Origin of the sequence: Sphingomonas sp. TREG-RG-20F-R18-01, from assembly GCF_022662475.1 — a bacterium.
In the GTDB taxonomy this organism is placed as follows: Bacteria; Pseudomonadota; Alphaproteobacteria; order Sphingomonadales; family Sphingomonadaceae; genus Sphingomonas.
This window is the reverse complement of the sequence record NZ_JAKNQQ010000001.1, coordinates 643955-663127: the sequence shown is the minus strand read 5'-3', so window position 1 is coordinate 663127 and position 19173 is coordinate 643955. Positions and strand designations below refer to the sequence as shown.

At 65.4% G+C, this 19173-nt stretch carries 20 protein-coding genes; 11 read left to right on the top strand and 9 right to left on the bottom strand.

Features of this window, described 5'->3' with window-relative positions:
- Positions 1-79 precede the first annotated feature (79 nt).
- Positions 80-502, top strand: a complete 423-nt coding sequence (gene rplQ, locus L8K25_RS03375; protein WP_242137496.1) for a 50S ribosomal protein L17 — start codon at positions 80-82, stop codon at positions 500-502.
- A 146-nt stretch (positions 503-648) separates the two neighbouring features.
- Positions 649-2709 (top strand): prolyl oligopeptidase family serine peptidase, encoded by a 2061-nt coding sequence (locus L8K25_RS03370; protein WP_242137495.1) that lies wholly within the window; start codon positions 649-651, stop codon positions 2707-2709.
- Positions 2710-2729: 20 nt separating this feature from the next.
- Here the strand turns inward: L8K25_RS03370 and L8K25_RS03365 are convergent, their stop codons facing one another.
- Entirely contained in the window at positions 2730-3233 is a 504-nt protein-coding gene (locus L8K25_RS03365; protein WP_242137494.1) for a DUF4232 domain-containing protein, read from the bottom strand.
- A gap of 231 nt (positions 3234-3464) precedes the next feature.
- Here L8K25_RS03365 and guaA point away from each other — a divergent pair, with 231 nt between their 5' ends.
- Positions 3465-5021, top strand: coding sequence for a glutamine-hydrolyzing GMP synthase (gene guaA, locus L8K25_RS03360; RefSeq protein WP_242137493.1), 1557 nt, complete (start codon positions 3465-3467; stop codon positions 5019-5021).
- 20 nt (positions 5022-5041) lie between these two features.
- Here the strand turns inward: guaA and L8K25_RS03355 are convergent, their stop codons facing one another.
- From L8K25_RS03355 to L8K25_RS03340, 4 genes are all read right to left on the bottom strand, one after another.
- Complete coding sequence (locus tag L8K25_RS03355) at positions 5042-6052, bottom strand: zinc-binding alcohol dehydrogenase family protein (RefSeq protein WP_242137492.1); 1011 nt, start codon at positions 6050-6052, stop codon at positions 5042-5044.
- Positions 6053-6253: 201 nt separating this feature from the next.
- Positions 6254-7276, bottom strand: a complete 1023-nt coding sequence (locus L8K25_RS03350) for an alpha/beta hydrolase (protein WP_242137491.1) — start codon at positions 7274-7276, stop codon at positions 6254-6256.
- 99 nt (positions 7277-7375) lie between these two features.
- The gene (locus tag L8K25_RS03345) at positions 7376-9058 is read right to left on the bottom strand and encodes a M28 family metallopeptidase (protein WP_242137490.1); all 1683 of its coding nucleotides are present in this window, start codon (positions 9056-9058) and stop codon (positions 7376-7378) included.
- Between the two features lie 86 nt (positions 9059-9144).
- A complete protein-coding gene (locus L8K25_RS03340; protein WP_242137489.1) occupies positions 9145-10935 on the bottom strand; it encodes a sensor domain-containing diguanylate cyclase in 1791 nt (596 codons plus the stop codon).
- Between the two features lie 188 nt (positions 10936-11123).
- Here L8K25_RS03340 and L8K25_RS03335 point away from each other — a divergent pair, with 188 nt between their 5' ends.
- Complete coding sequence (locus tag L8K25_RS03335; protein ID WP_242137488.1) at positions 11124-11291, top strand: hypothetical protein; 168 nt, start codon at positions 11124-11126, stop codon at positions 11289-11291.
- A 33-nt stretch (positions 11292-11324) separates the two neighbouring features.
- Here the strand turns inward: L8K25_RS03335 and L8K25_RS03330 are convergent, their stop codons facing one another.
- Complete coding sequence (locus L8K25_RS03330; RefSeq protein ID WP_242137487.1) at positions 11325-12614, bottom strand: MFS transporter; 1290 nt, start codon at positions 12612-12614, stop codon at positions 11325-11327.
- 151 nt (positions 12615-12765) lie between these two features.
- Between L8K25_RS03330 and pgsA the strand changes: the two genes are divergently transcribed.
- Genes pgsA through L8K25_RS03315 form a run of 3 tightly spaced genes read left to right on the top strand, consistent with a single transcriptional unit; the run spans position 12766 to position 14030 of the window.
- Complete coding sequence (pgsA, locus tag L8K25_RS03325) at positions 12766-13332, top strand: CDP-diacylglycerol--glycerol-3-phosphate 3-phosphatidyltransferase (protein ID WP_242137486.1); 567 nt, start codon at positions 12766-12768, stop codon at positions 13330-13332.
- A gap of 3 nt (positions 13333-13335) precedes the next feature.
- Positions 13336-13593: a molybdopterin converting factor subunit 1 gene (gene moaD, locus L8K25_RS03320; protein ID WP_242137485.1), complete on the top strand. Its 258-nt coding sequence runs from the start codon at positions 13336-13338 to the stop codon at positions 13591-13593.
- A complete protein-coding gene (locus L8K25_RS03315) occupies positions 13590-14030 on the top strand; it encodes a molybdenum cofactor biosynthesis protein MoaE (protein WP_242137484.1) in 441 nt (146 codons plus the stop codon). The genes moaD and L8K25_RS03315 overlap by 4 nt, the downstream gene beginning before the upstream one ends.
- Here the strand turns inward: L8K25_RS03315 and L8K25_RS03310 are convergent.
- Together L8K25_RS03310 and L8K25_RS03305 are read right to left on the bottom strand one after the other, a co-directional pair.
- The gene (locus L8K25_RS03310) at positions 14027-14653 is read right to left on the bottom strand and encodes a fasciclin domain-containing protein (RefSeq protein WP_242137483.1); all 627 of its coding nucleotides are present in this window, start codon (positions 14651-14653) and stop codon (positions 14027-14029) included. The genes L8K25_RS03315 and L8K25_RS03310 overlap by 4 nt on opposite strands.
- A gap of 76 nt (positions 14654-14729) precedes the next feature.
- Positions 14730-15629 (bottom strand): hydrogen peroxide-inducible genes activator, encoded by a 900-nt coding sequence (locus L8K25_RS03305; protein ID WP_242137482.1) that lies wholly within the window; start codon positions 15627-15629, stop codon positions 14730-14732.
- Between the two features lie 151 nt (positions 15630-15780).
- Between L8K25_RS03305 and L8K25_RS03300 the strand changes: the two genes are divergently transcribed.
- Together L8K25_RS03300 and L8K25_RS03295 are read left to right on the top strand one after the other, a co-directional pair.
- Positions 15781-16323: a peroxiredoxin gene (locus L8K25_RS03300; protein WP_242137481.1), complete on the top strand. Its 543-nt coding sequence runs from the start codon at positions 15781-15783 to the stop codon at positions 16321-16323.
- A gap of 153 nt (positions 16324-16476) precedes the next feature.
- On the top strand, positions 16477-16998 hold the full coding sequence (locus L8K25_RS03295; protein ID WP_242137480.1) for a carboxymuconolactone decarboxylase family protein: 522 nt from the start codon (positions 16477-16479) through the stop codon (positions 16996-16998).
- A 210-nt stretch (positions 16999-17208) separates the two neighbouring features.
- Here L8K25_RS03295 and L8K25_RS03290 read toward each other — a convergent pair whose 3' ends face one another.
- Positions 17209-17988 carry a sulfite exporter TauE/SafE family protein gene (locus tag L8K25_RS03290; protein ID WP_242137479.1) on the bottom strand — a complete coding sequence of 260 codons (780 nt, stop codon included), beginning with the start codon at positions 17986-17988 and terminating at the stop codon, positions 17209-17211.
- 158 nt (positions 17989-18146) lie between these two features.
- On the opposite strand from L8K25_RS03290, the gene epsC reads away from it, so the two are divergent.
- Complete coding sequence (gene epsC / locus L8K25_RS03285; RefSeq protein WP_242137478.1) at positions 18147-18824, top strand: serine O-acetyltransferase EpsC; 678 nt, start codon at positions 18147-18149, stop codon at positions 18822-18824.
- Complete coding sequence (locus L8K25_RS03280; RefSeq protein WP_242137477.1) at positions 18824-19168, top strand: DUF2794 domain-containing protein; 345 nt, start codon at positions 18824-18826, stop codon at positions 19166-19168. The genes epsC and L8K25_RS03280 overlap by 1 nt, the downstream gene beginning before the upstream one ends.
- The last annotated feature ends 5 nt before the right edge of the window (positions 19169-19173 follow it).

Genomic DNA, 19173 nt, shown 5'->3' with positions numbered 1-19173 from the left:
GACGGAACATTGGGTGGGCCACCGTCCCCACCGGCTCTGGGGTACCTCACACGGCCCCTTATCGAACGAAGGACATACCATGCGTCATCGCGTAGGCGGCCGTAAGCTTCAGCGGACCTCGGCCCACCGCATTGCCCTGTTCCGCAACATGAGCGCCGCGCTCATCAAGCACGAGCAGATCACCACGACCGTCGCCAAGGCGAAGGAACTGCGTCCGTACATCGAGAAGATGATCACGCTCGCGAAGAAGGGTGGCCTGTCCAACCGTCGTCTCGCGCATGCGCGCCTCCTCGACGATGCGCAGCTGACCAAGCTGTTCGACGTTCTGGCCGAGCGTTATGCCGGTCGTAACGGCGGCTACACCCGCATCATCAAGGCTGGTATCCGCCTGTCGGACGCATCGCCGATGGCGATCATCGAATTCGTCGACCGTGACGTCACCGCCAAGGGCCAGGATTCGGGCCCGGTGATGACCGGCGAGGAGTATGACGAAGCGGCGTAAGCCCATCGTCGCCGGACATTGAGAAAGGAGCTGCACTCGTCCAGAGTGTGGCTCCTTTTCTCGTTTGGGGGCTTTGCATGCGACCTTTTCCGATCCTCGCGGTTCTCCTGGCTTCCCCCGCCCTCGCGCAGACACAGGCTCTAACCATGCACTATCCCGAAACGCGCCGGACCGCGCAGGTCGACGAACAGTTCGGCGTCAAGGTCGCCGATCCCTATCGCTGGCTCGAGAACGACGTCCGCACGGATGCGGAAGTGGCAAAATGGGTCGCCGACCAGAATGCCGTGACCAACGCCTATCTGGCGACGCTCCCGGGGCGCGACATCTTTGCCGCACGGTTGAAGCAGTTGCTCAATTACGAGCGGTTCGGCGTGCCCATGAAGAAGGGCGGACGCTATTTCTACAGCCGCAATGCAGGGTTGCAGAACCAGGCGGTGCTGTACGTGCGCGACAGTGTCGACGGGGAAGGGCGGGTCCTGATCGACCCCAATGGCTGGTCGAAGGACGGTGCCACCGCGCTCGCCGAATGGACGCCGTCGGAAGATGGCAGCAAGCTGCTCTACGCCGTGCAGGACGGCGGGACCGACTGGCGCACGGTCAAGGTGCTCGACGTTGCGACCGGCGCCGTGTCGGACACGATCGAATGGGTGAAGTTCTCGGGCCTGTCCTGGGCAAGGAACGGGTCTGGCTTCTATTACTCGCGCTTCGCCGCGCCGGCGGACGGGTCGAAGTTCCAGGCGCTCAACGAGAATCAGCAGGTCTATTTTCACAAGCTCGGCACGCCGCAATCGGCCGACGCGCTGATCTATGCAACGCCGGACCAGCCCAAGCTCGGGCACAATGCGCAGGTGACCGATGACGGCAAGTGGCTCGTCATCACCACGCACGAGGGCACCGACAATCGCTACCAGGTCACCGTGATCGACCTGACCGCGCCCAAGCCTGCGCCCCGGACGATCGTAAAGGGGCTGGAGAACGAATGGACGCTCGCGGGCAATGTCGGCGGAAATTTCTACTGGGTGACCAACAAGGGCGCGCCGCGCGGGCGGATCGTTGCGACGAACCTCTATGCACGCTCGGCGGAGGTCCCGGAAACCGAGATCGTCGCGCAGGGCAAGGACGTGATCGATGGCGCCAATCTGGTCGGCGGACGGTTGCTCGTGTCCTATCTCGCGGACGTGAAGAGCGAGGTTCGCCGCTTCGCGCTTGACGGCAAGCCGGATGGCACCGTGCCGCTCCCCGGGATCGGGGACGTCGGCGGCTTCGGGGGTGAGGCGGACGATAACGAGACCTTCTACGCGTTCACGAGCTTCGCGACGCCAACGACGATCTACCGCTATGACATCAGGACCGGCCAGGCGACTCCCTGGGCCACCCCCAAGGTCGCGTTCGATCCGGCGCGCTATCAGGTCGACCAGCGGTTCTACACGTCGAAGGACGGCACCCGCGTGCCGATGTTCGTGGTGCGCCGCAAGGACGTGACCGCGCCGGCCCCCACGCTGCTGTACGCTTACGGCGGGTTCAACATCTCGGTCACGCCGACCTTCTCGGCGACGCGGCTGGCGTGGCTCGAGCAGGGCGGGGTGCTCGCGGTCGCCAACATCCGGGGTGGCGGCGAGTACGGCAAGGCGTGGCACGACGGCGGACGCCTCGCGCAAAAGCAGAACGTGTTCGACGACTTCATCGCGGCGGGCGAATATCTGAAGGCCCAGAAGATCACCGGGAAGGACCAGCTCGTCATCCAGGGCGGGTCGAACGGCGGGTTGCTCGTGGGGGCCGTCACCAACCAGCGTCCCGACCTGTTCGCCGCGGCGCTGCCGGCGGTGGGCGTGATGGACATGCTCCGCTTTGACCGGTTCACCGCCGGGCGCTATTGGGTCGACGATTACGGCTACCCGTCGAAGGAGGCCGACTTCAAGACGCTCTACGCCTATTCGCCCTATCACAATATCCGCGCGGGCAAGCCGTACCCGGCGATCCTGGCGGAAACGGCGGACACCGACGACCGCGTCGTGCCGGGACATACGTTCAAATACACCGCGATGCTCCAGTCGCTCGATCTCGGGCCGAAGCCACGACTGGTGCGGATCGAGACGCGCGCGGGGCATGGGTCGGGCAAGCCGACCGACAAGGTGATCGCGGAGACGGCGGACGCCTGGGCGTTCGCGGCGAAGTGGACCGGGTTGCAGGTCAAGCCGGTCCAGTAAGCGCGGGGCGGTGGGGGGAATCAGCCCGCCGCCATGCCTTCGATGGTGCGGAGGGGCGGCTGGTCGAAGCCAGCCGACTGGCCGGGCGCGCCATACAATAGCGCCGTGATCGGCGCGCGGAGCGACGTGTTGCCAATCCGTACCGTCACGCTGGCGGCGCGGAGCGCCCGGTTGGTCGGGAAGACGGGCCCCGAAACCCAGCGCAGCGCGGTCGCCGCCCGGTGTCCGCCGCTGATCCGGACCGGGAGCATCGCCGGGCCAGGATGCATTCCCACCGGTCCGCGTCGTGTTGCGGGGAGGACATGCCCGCGGGCGTCGTAGAAGGCGATCGTCGGGAGCGCTTGGAGCGTACAGTCCGGGCCATGGTTGCGGAGCGAAAGCTCGACCCCCGAATGCGACATGCCGTTGAAATCGCCGTCCTTGCCATCGAGCGACAGGCGAAGCTGCGCGGCGCGGCAGGGCGGGGGCATGGGGGCGGGGGCCTGGGCGGCGGTGGACGTGACTAGCAAGGCGAGCAATATCATCGAACGTATCCTCAAACTTCCGGCTGGCGGTGCGCCTTTGGCATCTCCGGCAACCGACCAACCCATCACCTCGCCCTCGTGCCGGGGTGATGACGGAGGGAGGCTTAACCCAATCCCTCTTCGTTCGTTTCACACTTGCGGGCGTGGACCGAAGCTGAACGGCCCGGACGCCCCCTACCGAATCGCACGCCCGCCCTCTGGCATCGCGGCGCACTTCTGCTATCTGGCCGCATGACACATCCCAGCGACTCCATCCTCATCGTCGATTTTGGCAGCCAGGTGACCCAGCTGATCGCACGCCGCGTGCGCGAAGCGGGCGTCTACAGCGAGATCGCGCCGTTCACGACCGCCGCCGAAGCGTTCGACCGGATGCAGCCCAAGGGCGTGATCCTCTCTGGCAGCCCGGCCTCGGTGCTCGACGAGAACAGCCCGCGTATCCCGCAGGCAATCCTCGACAGCGGCGTGCCGATCATGGGGATCTGCTACGGCCAGCAGGTGCTGATGCATCAGCTTGGCGGAACGGTGACGCTCGGCGACAGCGGCGAGTTCGGCCATGCGGTGATCGAGATCGGCGATGCCTGCGCGCTGTTCGACGGCGTCTGGACGCAGGGCGAATCGCATCAGGTATGGATGAGCCACGGCGACAAGGTCACCGCGCTCGCCCCCGGCTTCCGCCCCGTCGCGGCGAGCCCCGGCGCGCCGTTTGCGGTGATCGCGGATGACGACCGGCATTATTACGCCATGCAGTTCCACCCCGAGGTGGTCCACACGCCCGATGGCGCCAAGCTGATCGCGACGTTCGCGCGGCACGTCTGCGGCCTCACCGGCGACTGGACGATGGCCGAGTTCCGCGCGACCAAGATCGCCGAGATCCGCGCGCAGGTCGGCAGCGGCAAGGTCATTTGCGGGCTGTCGGGCGGGGTCGACTCCGCGGTCGCGGCGGTGCTGATCCACGAGGCGATCGGCGAGCAGCTGACCTGCGTGTTCGTCGACCACGGGCTGATGCGCAGCGGCGAGGCGGATCAGGTCGTCACGCTGTTCCGCAACCATTACAACATCCCGCTGGTCCATGTGGATGCCGAGGCGACCTTCATGGCCGGGCTCGCTGGCGTCACCGATCCGGAGGCGAAGCGCAAGTTCATTGGCGGCGCGTTCATCGACATTTTCGAGGCAGAGGCGAAGAAGATCGGCGGCGCCGACTTCCTTGCGCAGGGGACGCTCTACCCCGACGTGATCGAGAGCGTCAGCTTCACCGGCGGGCCGTCGGTGACGATCAAGAGCCATCATAATGTCGGCGGCCTGCCCGCGCGGATGAAGATGCAACTGGTCGAGCCGCTGCGCGAACTGTTCAAGGACGAAGTCCGCGCGCTTGGCCGCGAGCTTGGCCTGCCCGAGATCTTCGTCGGGCGGCATCCCTTCCCGGGGCCGGGCCTCGCGATCCGCATCCCTAGCGAAGTGACCAAGGAACGCTGCGACATATTGCGCAAGGCGGACTCGGTCTATCTCGAGGAAATCCGTCGGGCGGGATTGTATGATGCGATCTGGCAGGCGTTCGCGGTGTTGCTCCCGGTGCGCAGCGTCGGGGTGATGGGCGACGGGCGGACGTATGACAATGTGCTGGCGCTCCGCGCGGTGACATCGACCGACGGGATGACCGCACAGGCGTTCCAGTTCCCGGGCGATTTCCTCCCGCGCGTCGCGACGCGGATCGTCAACGAAGTGCGCGGCGTCAATCGCGTGACCTATGACTATACGAGCAAGCCGCCCGGCACGATCGAGTGGGAGTGACGGACCGCGCGCGCGGGTCGCTAGAAGCGCGCGATTGCCTTCAGGACGTGGTCCGCACTGGCGATCAGGTCGGGCATGCTGGTCGGAATGTCCTCCGCCTTGAGGCTGTGGGTATGGAGCACGTCGGTCGGGATTAGCCCGTCGAGGATCGCTTGCTTCACTCGATCGAAATCGTCCAAAAGCGCATTGCGACTGGCGACGAGGGTCGTTTCGCGTTTATGGAATTCCGGATCGGGAAATACCAGGTCCCCGGGCGCGACGCCGACCAGCACCAATGTCCCGCCATGGGCGACATAGCCGAGGCTTTGCGCCATCGCTGACAGCGATCCGGTCGCATCGAACACCGCATCGAACATTTCGCCGCCGGTTGCCTCGGCCAGCGCGGTCGGCAGGTCGGGACCAGCCTCGACCGTATCGTCGAACGCCAGATGATCCCTGGCGAACGCCAGCCGGGTCGGCCGGGTGTCGGCAAGCGTGACACGCGCGCCGCTGAAGCGGGCGAATAAGCCCGTTCCCACCCCGATCGGGCCAGCACCAACCACCAGCACACGGTCGCCCGGCAGAAGCCCTGCGCGCGAAACCGCATGCGCCCCGATCGCGAGAAACTCGATCATCGCCGCCTGGTCGAGGGTCAGCGCCCCTGCGTCAAACAACGCGCTCTGCGGTATTGCGATACGCTCGGCCATGCCACCGTCCGCATGCACTCCGAGCACGCTGATGCTTACGCATGCATTGGGCTTACCCTTGCGGCAGGCGATACAGGTTCCGCAGGCGAGATAGGGGTTGATCGCGACGACCTGACCCACGCGGAACGCGGAGCCTTCGGGAACGTGCTCGATCTCGCCCGACAGCTCATGGCCCATGACGCGTGGATAGGCGAGAAATGGGTGCCGACCAGCGTAGATATGATAATCCGTACCGCACAGGCCGATCCGTCGGATCCGGACGATCGCTTCGCCGGGCTTGGGAGAAGGTGACGGGCGGTCCTCGACGGCCAGCGAGAAGGGCTCCCGGCACACTACGGTTTTCATCTCGGATCCCTTTACGTACGCCTAGCCGGCCCATCGCTAGAGACGTGATCCCATATATGCAAGTTGACGATCATTGGCGCGATTGTCGATCGGCCGTCTTGATCGCATTTCGGGACGAACGCGGTGGATCCGCCGCGCCGCGCTACCCGGCCGCCGATCGTCGGGCACAGGCAACCCCGCGAGGGGCCATGCGAAGTGATCCTACCGAAGTTCATCGAGCAGCGCGGCATTGAACCGCGCAGGGTCCTCCACCTGCGGCGCATGGCCCGCGTCGGCGATACGGATCAAGTGCATATTGGAAAAGCGCTTGGCGACCGCCTCGGCGGCCTGAGGCACGGTCTGGACGGCAGAACGCACCGCGACCGGGGCGGTGTTCGCGCGAAAGGCAGTCAGGTCCTTTTGGCCGATGATCAGCGATACCGGAGCAACGATCCGGTCGAGATCCGCAGCGACGGGTTGCGTTTCGATCATATCGGAAAGCCGCGCCTGTGCGTCCCGGACCAGATCGCCGTCCGGGCTGGCATATTGTCCTGCCAGCATCGCAACCCATCGGTCATAGGCCGGGCGCCATTGGCCATGATAGTAATTGCGCAACTGGTATGCCTTGATCGAAGCGGCATCGGTCCGTGCCTCCTCGCGGCGCAGCGTGCCGAGGTCGGCATAGGGTACGCCTTGAGCAAGCGTGTCGTTCAGACCCAGGGGGTTGACGAGAACGATCCGTTCCACGCGGTCAGGATACATCAAGGCGAAGCGGGCTGCCAGAATGCCGCCCGTCGAATGTCCAACGACCAGCACCTTGCCAACCTTGGCCTCGTCCAGAAGCCCGCGCGTCAGCGCCGCAAGGCTCTGGAAGCTGTACTGGTAGCCCGCAGGCTTGGAGGATTTGCAGAAGCCGATCTGATCCGGGGCAATCACCCGATAGCCGGCGTTGGACAGCGCCGTGACCGTGTCCTGCCATGTGGCGGCGCAAAAGTTCTTGCCGTGCAGGAGCAGAACGGTCCGTCCATTCGCCCGTGCGCTCGGCGGTACGTCGAGATAGGCCATCCGGATCGGCGCACCCTGCGAACTGGCGCCGTACCAATGGACCGGGAAGGGGTAGGCGAACGCCTCCAGATTTGCGCCGAGCGGCTTCACCGCGATCGGAGCGGTCGCCGCCGGGTCGGCGGCATCCGCTGGCGACGTCCATGCCGTAGCAATCAGTAGCAGGGGCAGGGCACGGCGCATGTCGATGATCCTCCGTCGCACGGGGTGCACGACACCGGCTCAATGCGCGCCGCGGGTTGAGCGTTGCCACGGTCCCGTTCGCATCCTACGCCCGCGTGCCTATCCAGCAGGTCGGTTTTTGTCGCGGATCGCCTTGAATTCGGAGCCCGCTTTCCACTCGGGCCAGACGGTGGAGTTGGCGAGTTCCGCGCCGATCGTTCCGATCAGGTTGATGTCCTGTACCGCCCCACCGAGGTTCCAGTCGCTGCTCCACGCGTCACATGCCTGATGGTAGCAGTGACCGGTATAGACATCGATCCATGCCTGGCCGGCCGTCGTGCCTCCTTGCTCGAGGTCGGACGCTCCGGCGATACCCATCGACAGCAGCGTCGGAACGCCTTGTTTCGCGAAGGAGAAGTGATCCGCGCGATAGAACAGCCCGCGCTCTGGAAGGCTTTCGGGCGTGATCCGGCGTCGCTGGGCTGCCGCGATCCGGGCCATGTCCTCCTCGAGACTGTTCTGTCCGGCGCCGACGAGTACGACGTCCTTGGCCCGGCCAGCGGTCTGGAGAATGTCGACCGTGAGATTGGCGACGGTCTTGGCCATTGGCACGACCGGATGGGTCGCATAATATTCGGATCCGAGCAGTCCGCGCTCCTCCGCGGTCCAGGCCGCGAACATCACCGTTCGCTTAGGCGCCGGCGCCGCTTTCAGATTGCGTGCGATTTCAAACAGGGCGGCGATCCCCAGCGCATCGTCGTTCGCCCCGGCGCGATAGATCCGGCCTTCCGCATCGGGCTTACCCGCGCCGTATGCGTCCCAATGCGCGCCGAACATCACGGCCTCCCCGGGACGTTCGGTGCCGGGGATGCGAGCGAGAACGTTGTAGCTGTCGACCTGCTCATGGCTGACCGGAACGTCCGCGGTGAAGCTAAGACGGTCGAGCGTCACCGGGCGAAAGCTCGGCTGACGGGCTGCGACCCGCAGCTTCGCCAGGTCGAGCCCGGCCGCCGAGAACAGTCGCTCCGCCGTATCGCCCGCAACCCACCCCTGCAGCGCGAGGCTGGTGAGGCGGGAGGGCTCGCGCACGATGTCGTAATTTTCGCCGCCGCTGCTGACCACGACGTTCCAGCCATAGCCTGCCCCGGCGGTGTCATGGATGATCAGCGCGCCGATCGCGCCGCGTCGCGCCGCCTCCTCGAACTTGTAGGTCCAGCGACCATAATAGGTCATCGTACGCCCACCGAACGTGCCCGCAACGGGCTCGCCCTTGGCGGCGGCGAAGTCCGGATCGTTGACGAGAAAGACCGCGACCTTTCCCTTGAGGTCGGCGCCCTTGAAGTCGTCCCACTTACGCTCGGGGGCCGTCACGCCATATCCGACGAAGACCAGAGGCGCAGCGGCGATCCTGGCCGAATCGTCCGGACGGATCGTGGAGACGTAAATGTCCTTCGCCTGTTCGGCCGGCATCGCGCCTGCCGGCCCGTCGAACCGCAGGGTGCGCGGTCGTCCGAGCCGCGTGTGGACCAGCGGGACCTTTTGCACCCATTGGCCGGCCGGACCGCCCGGTTCCAGTCCCAGCGCCTGGAAACGCGCGACGAGATAGCCGATCGTCCGATCCTCGCCCCGCGTGCCTGGCGCGCGGCCTTCGAACAGATCGGAGGCAAGCGTGCGGACGCTCTGCTCGATGCGAACGGGGTCGCTCGTGACTTGTGCCGTCGCTGGCATCGATGCGGTCAACGCCAGCAGCAGCGCAACTCGGTAGGGGGCTCGGAGGTGGAAACGGGTAGGGGCGCTGCTCATAACGGGTTCTTACGACAGCTTTCTCGCAGCGCCAACGGCTTGGACGGGTAGTCCGTGCGCCAGCGTACGCGAGCCCAGCCGGTCGCTCAGGCTGCGATCCGCAGTCGATCGCGGCCTTGGCGCTTCGCTTCGTAGAGGGCGGTATCGGCGTGCTTCAGGATTTCCAGCGCGGGCATTGCGGGAACGATCTCCGCCAGTCCGATGCTGGCGGTAACCGAGATCGACAATCCGTTATCGAGCGGTATCCGCAGGGAACGGATCGCCCTGCGCAAACGGTTCCCCGCCGCTTCCGCGTCGGCCATGGTTGCCCCGCCGAAGATGACGCAAAACTCCTCCCCCCCGATCCGCGCGACGAGATCGTGCGCGCGACAGAAGCGCATCGCTTCCGCGGCGATCGCCTGCAGCACCTGGTCGCCGACAGGGTGGCCGTAGCGGTCGTTGATCGCCTTAAAATGGTCCAGGTCGAGGATCGCAAGGCTTCCGTGCCGGCCATTCGGCAGAGCGGCCCCGTTGGCCATGCACAGTCGCTCGAGATGCTCGACGAATGCACGACGGTTGGCCAACCCGGTGAGCGGGTCGAGCCGCGCTTCGCGGGTCAGCGAAAGCTCGAGGTTCTTGCGGTCCGAAATGTCGCGGATCGAGCCGACGACGCCGAGGGACTCGCCGTCGGCGGTAACGGCGCGGATCGATGCCTCGAACCAGCGACGCCCGACCCCGGTGTCGCGCGCACCGCGATATTGGACGATCACGGCCTGGCCCGGCGCCTCTAGCGCCTGGCGATAGGCGAGGGCTAGCAACGGCTGATCCTCCGCGAAGACGAAGTCGCGGGCATTGCTCCCCATGACGGCGCCCGACGACAGGCCGGTCATGCCGGCGATCGCGGACGATGCGTAGCGGACCGTTCCGTCGGGGCCGACGTCGATGATCGCGTCGCTCAGGCTGTCGGCGATCGTGCGATAGCGCGCCTCGCTCTCGCGCCACCGTTCGGCGATGATCCGCCGTTGCGTCAGCAGGGATGCGACCGGCAACACCAGCAGCACCGAGCAGGCGATGAAACCCTGCAGCAGCAGCGACTTTTCACCGATCGAGCCGGGCATGAGATTGATCGGTCCGCGTCCGTGCGCGGTGAGGATGGCGCCGATGGACCCGACGATGACCGTACTGGCGATCGCCGCCAGTCGCCCGCCGCGAACCGTCGCAAGCACCATCGGCAACAAAGGCAGGAACAGGATTGGCGCGGGTTTCTGATAGAAGACGAAAAAGGCGGTGGCCGTCACAGCCAGCATCAACGAACCGTTGGCGACCAGGTCCTTGCGCTTCCACCGGCTCAGGCGCTGCAGCCAGTCCGGATTGATCGCGGCGGCCGCGACCGGCGTCACCAGGACAGCGCCCAGTCCGTGGGCGACGAACCAGTGGATGAAGTTGGACCAGTAAGGCGCGCCCACGAAGATCGATACGACCGCTGCAGCGAAGATCCCGGATACGAACGGCGCGACGATCCCGGCGAGGCCGATGAACCAGACCATCCCGCGCACGGTTTCGATATCGAGACCGCGCCCGAGCACGCGCCGCAGCAGCAGCGCCGCGACGACGGGTTCCAGTAGCAGGACCGGGGTGAGCGCGGGGATGGCGCGCCGGCCGATGCCGACGGCGCCAATCTCCAGGACGCAGGCGATCCCGCACCAGAAAAGCGGCAAGGCCCAGCGTCGCACGGGCAACGTCACCAGCCGCGCCAGCAAGAGTCCGGCCGCGCCCCAGACATAGGCGACGCCGCCATCAAACCGGGCGAAACTGACCGAAGCCGCAGCGGCCAGGAAGAATACGATTCCAAGGAGGAACGCGGCCTTGGGTTCGGAGGGGGTACGCCAACTCGTCATGTGTCTGGTTAACAGGAGATCTGGTCAAAACTGTCTTAACGGCAGCGCCCGTCGACAAACTTTTGCCTGCCGGCGCATTCGGCGCAGATTGGCATACGTCGCTGACGCGTCTGGCGTCCCATTTCTGCACGTCGGTTAACCGCAACGAGCGCTGGCGGACATCGTAAACAAAGCGTTAACATCCGGCCATGCAACGCCACCTCTCGCTCCCCTTGTCCGGCAGCCGCCATCCGTTCCGCCAGGCCGTCGTGGCGCAGCGGGTCGCCCGCACCCGGGCGCGGGACGATTCGGACGTCAGGCTGTTCGTGCTGAGCTTCTCGGCATTCTTCGTGTGCTTCTACACGTTCATCTGCTGACGGCCCGATCCCGGCTCGGCCGGGGCCTCCGGCTCAGTCGCAGGCGACGTGGAGCTTCCAGGCGATCCACGCCGACACCGGGCACATGGCAGCCACGACCAGCAGCAGGTTGTCCGGCGTTACCCCCAGCAGGGTCAGCCCCTGAACGCCGATCGCGCCGATCGTCATCGCCCCGGCGTTGACGACATTGTTGGCTGCGACGGTCCGCGCGGTTTCGTCCTTGCTGACGGTGGTGGTGAGGAACGCGTAGAGCGGCACCACGAACATCCCGCCGGTCACCGCAATCCCCATCAATACCAGCACGAGCAGGATCGCCCGGGGCAGGGCGATGAAGCTCATCAGGTCGTACAGCGTACCGACGGGTGCTTCCGGCCAGCCGCGCACCAGCAGCGAGAACACTACGACGAATCCGCCCATCGCAAGGACCGACGCCGGCGCATATTTTGCGGAGGTGCGGCCCTTCAGCAGCGCGTTGATCAGCACCGATCCGACCGCGACGCCGATCGAGAACAGCGCCGTCATCAGCGTGAAGACGTGCTTGTCCGCGGTCAGCACGTTCTTCGCGAGCGGCAGGAACACGATGATCAGGATCGACCCCATGGTCCAGAAGAAGCTGATGGCGCAGATCGCCAGGAACAGCCGGCGAATGTGCATGGTGCCCGAGATCAGCCGCCACGACGACGTGAACGGATTGTAGTTAACGACCAGTTCCTTGCCCTCGCGCCGCGCCGGCGGCACCTTGAACGAGGCGAGCCAGCCGAGCACGGCAACCGCGAGAACCGCGATGGCGGCATGCTGCACGGCCATGAACCCGCCCAGGATCGTGCCCAGGAGGATTGCGAGATACGTCGCGGACTCGACCAGCCCGGTACCGCCCAGAACCTCATCCTCATGCAGATGCTGCGGCAGGATCGCATATTTGATCGGCCCGAAGAACGCGGAGTGAACGCCAAGGCACAGCACCGCGAACAGCATCAGCACCAGGCCGACGGTCGAGAAACCGGTCCAGGCCAGCATCAGTCCGCCCGCCCCGACGATCATGATCAGGATCTCCGCGGTCTTTACGATGCGGATGATCTTGGCCTTGTCGTTCGTGTCCGCCAGCTGCCCCGCCAGTGCGGAGAACAGAAAGAACGGGATGATGCCGAGGGCTGTCGCCAATGCCGTAAAATTCTGTTCCAGCTTGGGATCCGCGAAGATCTTGTAGATCGCGAATTGCACCATGACCGTCTTGAACAGGTTGTCGTTGAACGCGCCAAGGAACTGGGTGACGAACAACGGCAGAAAACGGCGCTCCTTCAGCAAGCCGAGCGCGTTGAGCATGATGGGATCGTGGCCTCGATATGGCAGGAATAAGGACCTGCCATAGCCCAGGCTTGCCGCAAGCGGCAACCCGCCATTCGGTAAACCCTTTGACCTACGCGAATTATCGCGCGGGCTTTCCCAGGCGTCGACGCGCGGCTACAGCGGGTCCGTGCTGACGCTCCCCAACCTTCTCACCCTGTCGCGCATCGTCGCGATACCCTTGCTGGCCTGGTTCCTGTGGTGGCCCGGCTGGATCGACGGCTATGCCGCCGGGTTTGTCCTATACTGTCTGATGGGGATCACCGATTATTTCGACGGCTATCTTGCACGGGCGCAAGGAACGGTGTCGAAGCTCGGCGTTTTCCTCGATCCGATCGCCGACAAGATCATGGTCGCGGCGGTCATCCTGTTGCTAGTCGGCACGCGGGGGCCAGAACCCGCGATCATTTCGGGCATCCATCAGGTCGCGGCGCTGGTGATCCTCCTGCGCGAAATCGCCGTTTCGGGATTGCGCGAATTTCTGGCGCAGTTGCAGGTTTCGGTGCCGGTATCGAAGCTGGCGAAGTGGAAGACGACGTTCCAGCTGGTATCGCTCGGCGCGCTCATCCTCGGCGGCGCGTTGCCGGGGTATCCGTGGGTCGGGCAGGTCGGATTGGTAACGCTCTGGGCAGCGGCGGCGCTGACCGTGGTGACGGGCTGGGATTACCTGCGCGTCGGCCTCAAGCATATGGACTGAGTCGTGACGATCGAGATGTTGTATTTCGCCTGGGTGCGCGAACGGATCGGGCAGGCGGCGGAAACGGTTTCGCCGCCGACCGACGTGACGACCGTCAGAGCGCTGATCGATTGGCTCGCGGCGCAAAGCACGGTCCATGCCGCCGCGTTCGAGAATCGCGATCGGTTGCGCGCGGCTGTTGATCAGCTGTTCGTCCCGTTGGATGCGCCGCTCGGGTCGGCCCGGGAGGTCGCTATCTTCCCGCCGGTGACCGGCGGATGATCGCAGTCACGGTCAGTACGGCGGTGATCGACCAGGGCGCCGAATTCGAAGCCATCGCAGCAACCGGCGCTGGAGGTATCGCCACCTTCGTCGGGCTGGTACGCAGCGACGATGGCGTGGCGATCCTGTCGCTGGAACATTATCCGGGCGCTACCGAGGCAGCGCTCATCACGCTGTGCGAACAAGCTGCCGCCCGGTGGGACCTGATCGGCGTGCGCGTGACGCACCGCGTGGGCGATATGCGACCCGGGGAGATCGTCGTCTTCGTGGGCACGGCCGCGCGGCATCGCGGTGCGGCGCTGGAAGCATGTGCATTCCTCATCGATCGTCTGAAGACCGAAGCGCCATTCTGGAAGAAGGAGACGCGCGGCGACGAGACCAGCTGGGTCGAACCGCGCGACAGCGACGATGCCGCCGCCGCGCGGTGGAAGGGTTAGTTCAGCTTCGGCAACACTACGCCGTTGACGACATGGACGACACCGTTCGACTGGCGCACGTCAGGGGTCTCGACATAGCTCTTGTTGCCGTTGACGTCGGTCAACTGCACCGCGCCATTGGTGATCTCGACCGTCAGCGGCTCGCCCTCGACCGTCGTCAGAACGGCCTTGCCGCCACCGGCGGTCGCCTTCTGCTGCAGGTCTGCCAGCGTGATCGTGCCGGGAACGACATGGTAGGTCAGGACCTTGGCGAGGGTCGCCTTGTTCGCCGGCTTCATCAGCGTGTCGACCGTGCCGGGCGCGAGGCGCGTGAACGCATCATTCGTCGGCGCGAAAACGGTGAACGGGCCCGGGCCGGACAGCGTCGTCGCAAGGCCCGCTGCCTTCACGGCGGCAACCAGCGTGCTCAGGTTGGGGGCTGCGGATGCGTTGACGGCAATCGTCTTGGTCGCATCCATGGCGGCCCCGCCGACGGTCGGATTGGTCGTCGCGGCGGCGGAAGGCGCACCGGCCATCGGTGCTGTTTGCGCCGGCGTGGCTGGCGCCGTCTGCGCGGTTGCGGCAGCGCCGATCGCGAGCGTGCTGGCCATTGCAGCCATGGTGAACGTGGTCTTGAAAGTCATGAGGCTCTCCAGTGAAACAGTCGCGGCCTCGGAAGGCTGCGCCCCCTAACTACGGTTGAGGTCCGAAATGGTTTCGTCACGCCGCCTCGGCGAGCGCAGTCGCGAGCAACTGGAAGTCCTTCTCGCGCGGGGATCCGCGGCGCCAGACCAGCGCTATCCGACGCGAAGGACTGGCCGCATCGAGCGGTCGCGCGATGAGACCGGTGTGTTCCAGGATCCCGGCCTTGAGCGCCATTTCCGGCAACATCGTAAGACCTAGCCCATTATCAATCATTTGTACGATGGTGTGGAGCGACGTCCCGAGCATCGTCGCCTCGGCGCGGAGCTCCGGTCGGGCGCAAGCCGACAAGGCGTGGTCCTTCAGACAATGCCCGTCCTCGAGCAACAGCAGGCGCGTCTCGTCAATTTCGCCGGCTGGCATCGCCAGGGTCGCGTCCCCCATCTCGTCAGGAGCCCCCGCGACGAACAGGCGGTCCTCGAACAGCACCTGCGAGTCGACTTCGCCGCAGGCGAAGGGGAGCGCCAGCAGGACGCAATCCGCCCGTCCGTGATGCAGTCCTTCGCAAGCCGCCCCGCTCGGTTCCTCGCGCAGGAACAGCTTCAGGTCCGGATAGTCGCGACGCAACCGGGGAAGGATACGCGGCAGCATGAATGGTGCGATCGTCGGGATGACACTCATCCGCATCTCGCCCGAGAGAGGCCGGCCCGCCGCGCGCGCCATGTCACCGAGCTCGTCGGCTTCTCGCAGAACGCGGCGCGCCTTTTCGGCGATCCGTTCCCCGAGCGGGGTGAAACGGACGACGCGACGTGTGCGTTCGACCAGCGTTACACCGATCAGCGTTTCCAGCTCGCGCAGGCCGGCAGACAGGGTGGACTGCGTGACGAAACACGACTCGGCGGCACGGCCGAAGTGACCATGGTCTTGCAGCGCCACAAGGTATTGCAATTGCTTCAAAGTCGGAAGGTACGTCGCCACTCATTGCTCCAATCGATCACGCGACGGTAAATAACCACTTGGATCGATAAGACTAGGGCCTATATGGGCCTTTCCAACGAGACGGCGCCCCAAGCGCCGCGAAACGAGGATGTCGACGAGAGGCCCCCATTCCAACCAGGAGGCCACCATCATGTTGACCATCGGCGACAAGCTCCCCGACTTCACCGTTCCCGTCCAGCAGGGCACCAGCGCGCTTCCGGCCGGCGAGACGCTCAGCCAGGATGCGTTCCCGGGCAAGTGGAAGGTCCTGTTCTACTGGCCGAAGGACTTCACCTTCGTGTGCCCGACCGAGATCGTCGGCTATGCCGGCCTGAAGGGCGACTTCGAGGATCGCGACGCGGTTCTCATCGGCGCATCGACCGACACCGCGCATGTCCACCTCGCGTGGCGCAAGTCGGACCCCGATCTGGCGGCGGCGGACTTCCCGTGGCTTGCGGATAACGGCGGCGTGCTCGCATCGCAGCTCGGCATTCTCGACAAGAACGAGCATGTCGCGTTCCGCGCGACCTTCATCATCGATCCGGACAACGTCATCCAGGCGGTCCAGGTCAACGGCCTCAACGTCGGCCGCAACCCCGCCGAGACGCTCCGCGTGCTCGACGCGCTGCAGACCGACGAGCTGTGCCCGTGCAACTGGAACAAGGGCGACGACGTCCTCCAGCTCGCGGCATAATCCCTGACGGGCGCGGCCGAATGGTCGCGCCCATTCTCCCGTCACCCCGGCGAAGGCCGGGGCCGTCAGGTTGGTCGCGTAACGGCTGTCGCGAAACCCAACCTGGCGGCCCCCTCCTGCGCCGGGGTGACGTGTCTCTGAAAAGGAAACCCCATGTCCCTCAAGGAATTCGCCGGGACGCTCCCGGATTTTGCCAAGGATATCCGCCTCAACGTCGGCTCGCTCCTCAACGAGGCGCATCTGCCCGACCAGCAGAAGTTCGGCCTGTTCCTGTCGTGCGCGCACGCGACGGGCTACAAGCCGCTGGTCGATGCCGCCGAAGCCGAAGTCGCGGGCAAGCTGACCCCGGAGGCGGCGAACGCCTCGCGCGCAGCGGCGGCGGTGATGGCGATGAACAACGTCTATTATCGCTTCACGCATCTTGCCGGGAACGCCGAATATCAGAACATGCCCGCCAAACTGCGGATGAACGTGATTGGCCAGCCGGGGATCGACAAGGTCGATTTCGAGCTGTTCAGCCTCGCGGTCAGCGCGATCAACGGTTGCGGCATGTGCATCGATTCGCACGAGCAGATCCTGAAGAAAGCCGGCGCCACCGCCGAGGCGATCCAGACCGCGGTCCGGATCGGCGCGGTGATGAAGGCGGTCGCCACGGTCCACGCCGCGATCAACTGAGCCTCCCGTCCGTCATGCCTGAGGAGGCGGGGATCCATACTGGCTGCCGTCACCGCCTCTAGCTGACCGGCCAGACAATGGATTCCCGCTTTCGCGGGCGTTCTGCAAAACCGCCCGTCATCCGGAACTCGTTTCAGGATCCAGCCCTTTGCGAGTCCGGACTATGCGTGTTGCGCGGTGGATGCTGAAACAAGTTCAGCATGACGGTCGTCAGGCGAGCGCCGCCCACACCGAATAGGCGCTCGTGGCGGTTAGCAACCCGCCGATCAGCCCCATCAGCGGCCGCGCGGGGACGCGCTTGGCCAGCACCGCGCCGAACGGCGCCGCCGCGACTCCCCCGATCAGGATCCCGATCGCTTGCAGCGTGAAGGCCGAAAAGCCGATCGTGACCAGGAACGTCGCGGAGATCGTCGTCGTCAGGAAGAATTCCGAGGTATTGACGGTCCCGATCGTCTTGCGTGGCTGCGCACCCTGCACCAGCAGGTTCGACGTCACCACCGGTCCCCAGCCACCGCCGCCCGCCGCATCGAGGAACCCGCCGATCAGCCCCAGCGGTTCGACGATCCGCGGCTCGCGCGGTTCGACCGTCCCGCGCCAGGCGCGGTACAGCAGGTACAGCCCGATCGCGGCGAGATAGGCCATGACGAACGGCTTGGCGACATCGGCATCGAGGGTGCTCAACACATACGCCCCCAGCACGCCCCCGATCATGCCGGGAATGACCAGCCGGCCGAACAGTTTCCAGTCGACATTGCGCTGCAGGACATGGCTGATCCCGGACGCGGCGGTGGTGAAACTTTCGACCGCGTGGACGGTCGCGGACGCCAGCCGCGGTGGCATGCCGAGGAACACGACCAGCGCGGTATTGGTGATCACGCCAAACGCCATGCCGAGCGCGCCGTCGATCATCTGCGCGGCGAAACCCACTGCGATGAACGGCAGGATCGTCCAAAAGATCGTGCTCCAGTCGAGCGCGGCAAGATCGGGCATGAGCGTGTCTTCTCCGGCAATATCCTGACGTTATCGCCGGAAACTCAATATCCTACAAGCTTGCTAGGGTATGCATATCCCCGGCTCGTTCGGCGGCGGTCCTTTAATTCCCCCGTGTGAACGCCTAGATAGCGCGACGATATAAGGGGAATACGCAGATGATGGGACGGCTGGTCGCCTATCTGGATTCGATCAAGGCGCGCGACCCGTCGCCCCGTTCGCGGTGGGAGATCCTCACCTATCCAGGCGTATGGGCGCTCGCCTATCATCGCATCGCGCACCGTCTGTTCGGGGCGCGGCTGTTCTTCCTGGCGCGCGCGGTCAACCACATGAGCCGCTTCCTGACCGCGATCGACATCCATCCGGGCGCCAAGATCGGGCGCAATTTCTTCATCGACCATGGCTTCGTCGTGATCGGCGAGACGGCCGAGATCGGCGACAACGTCACGATCTACCAGTGCGTCACGCTCGGCGGGACCAACCCGGATAATGGGGTTCCCGGCAAGCGGCATCCCACGCTGCTCGACGGCGTGATCGTCGGATCGGGCGCGCAGGTGCTCGGGCCGATCACGGTCGGGCAGGGCGCGCGCGTCGGCGCGAATGCGGTGGTGACGCGCGACGTGCCGCAGGGCGCCACGATGGTCGGCATTCCGGCGCGGGCGACGATGGTTGAGGGCGGCAAGCAACCCGCGCAGTTTCTCGCCTACGGCACGCCATGCACAGATGCGTTCGACCCGCAGACGCAGAAGGTCGAATTGCTGCGCTGTGAACTGGAAACGATGCGCAAGCGGCTCGACGCGCTGCTTGCCGATCAGGACATCCGCGACCGCGCCTGATGGGGACGGTTACGCCTTTTCCGGTCGTTCGTGGCAAGCCGACTCAAGTCGGGTTCGAACGGCTCGAACTCAACCGCATCCTCGACCTGTACGGGCGGATGGTCGCGGCGGGGATCTGGCGCGATTATGCGGTGGAGTTCGGACAGGACGTCGCGGTGTTCGCTGCGTTCCGGCGCTCGGCCGAGCGGCCCGAGGTGCGGATCGAGAAGCGCCCGGAGCTGCGCAACCGGCAGGGAATGTGGGCGCTCGTCAACGAACAGGGCGTCGTGCTCAAGCGCGGGCATGAGCTTGGTCCGGTGCTGGCACCGGTCGAGCGGCGTTTGATGAAGGTGGTCGAGGACTGACGCGG

Bases quoted from the DNA above. Each gene is read 5' to 3' on its own strand.
- L8K25_RS03350 (WP_242137491.1), bottom strand. From the start codon at position 7,276: ATGCGCCGTGCCCTGCCCCTGCTACTGATTGCTACGGCATGGACGTCG.
- L8K25_RS03345 (WP_242137490.1), bottom strand. From the start codon at position 9,058: ATGAGCAGCGCCCCTACCCGTTTCCACCTCCGAGCCCCCTACCGAGTT.
- L8K25_RS03365 (WP_242137494.1), bottom strand. From the start codon at position 3,233: ATGATATTGCTCGCCTTGCTAGTCACGTCCACCGCCGCCCAGGCCCCC.
- L8K25_RS03310 (WP_242137483.1), bottom strand. From the start codon at position 14,653: ATGACTTTCAAGACCACGTTCACCATGGCTGCAATGGCCAGCACGCTC.
- L8K25_RS03340 (WP_242137489.1), bottom strand. From the start codon at position 10,935: ATGACGAGTTGGCGTACCCCCTCCGAACCCAAGGCCGCGTTCCTCCTT.
- epsC (WP_242137478.1), top strand. From the start codon at position 18,147: ATGATGGGACGGCTGGTCGCCTATCTGGATTCGATCAAGGCGCGCGAC.
- rplQ (WP_242137496.1), top strand. From the start codon at position 80: ATGCGTCATCGCGTAGGCGGCCGTAAGCTTCAGCGGACCTCGGCCCAC.
- L8K25_RS03370 (WP_242137495.1), top strand. From the start codon at position 649: ATGCACTATCCCGAAACGCGCCGGACCGCGCAGGTCGACGAACAGTTC.
- L8K25_RS03280 (WP_242137477.1), top strand. From the start codon at position 18,824: ATGGGGACGGTTACGCCTTTTCCGGTCGTTCGTGGCAAGCCGACTCAA.
- L8K25_RS03315 (WP_242137484.1), top strand. From the start codon at position 13,590: ATGATCGCAGTCACGGTCAGTACGGCGGTGATCGACCAGGGCGCCGAA.
- L8K25_RS03355 (WP_242137492.1), bottom strand. From the start codon at position 6,052: ATGAAAACCGTAGTGTGCCGGGAGCCCTTCTCGCTGGCCGTCGAGGAC.
- L8K25_RS03300 (WP_242137481.1), top strand. From the start codon at position 15,781: ATGTTGACCATCGGCGACAAGCTCCCCGACTTCACCGTTCCCGTCCAG.
- L8K25_RS03335 (WP_242137488.1), top strand. From the start codon at position 11,124: ATGCAACGCCACCTCTCGCTCCCCTTGTCCGGCAGCCGCCATCCGTTC.
- L8K25_RS03330 (WP_242137487.1), bottom strand. From the start codon at position 12,614: ATGCTCAACGCGCTCGGCTTGCTGAAGGAGCGCCGTTTTCTGCCGTTG.
- L8K25_RS03290 (WP_242137479.1), bottom strand. From the start codon at position 17,988: ATGCCCGATCTTGCCGCGCTCGACTGGAGCACGATCTTTTGGACGATC.
- guaA (WP_242137493.1), top strand. From the start codon at position 3,465: ATGACACATCCCAGCGACTCCATCCTCATCGTCGATTTTGGCAGCCAG.
- L8K25_RS03295 (WP_242137480.1), top strand. From the start codon at position 16,477: ATGTCCCTCAAGGAATTCGCCGGGACGCTCCCGGATTTTGCCAAGGAT.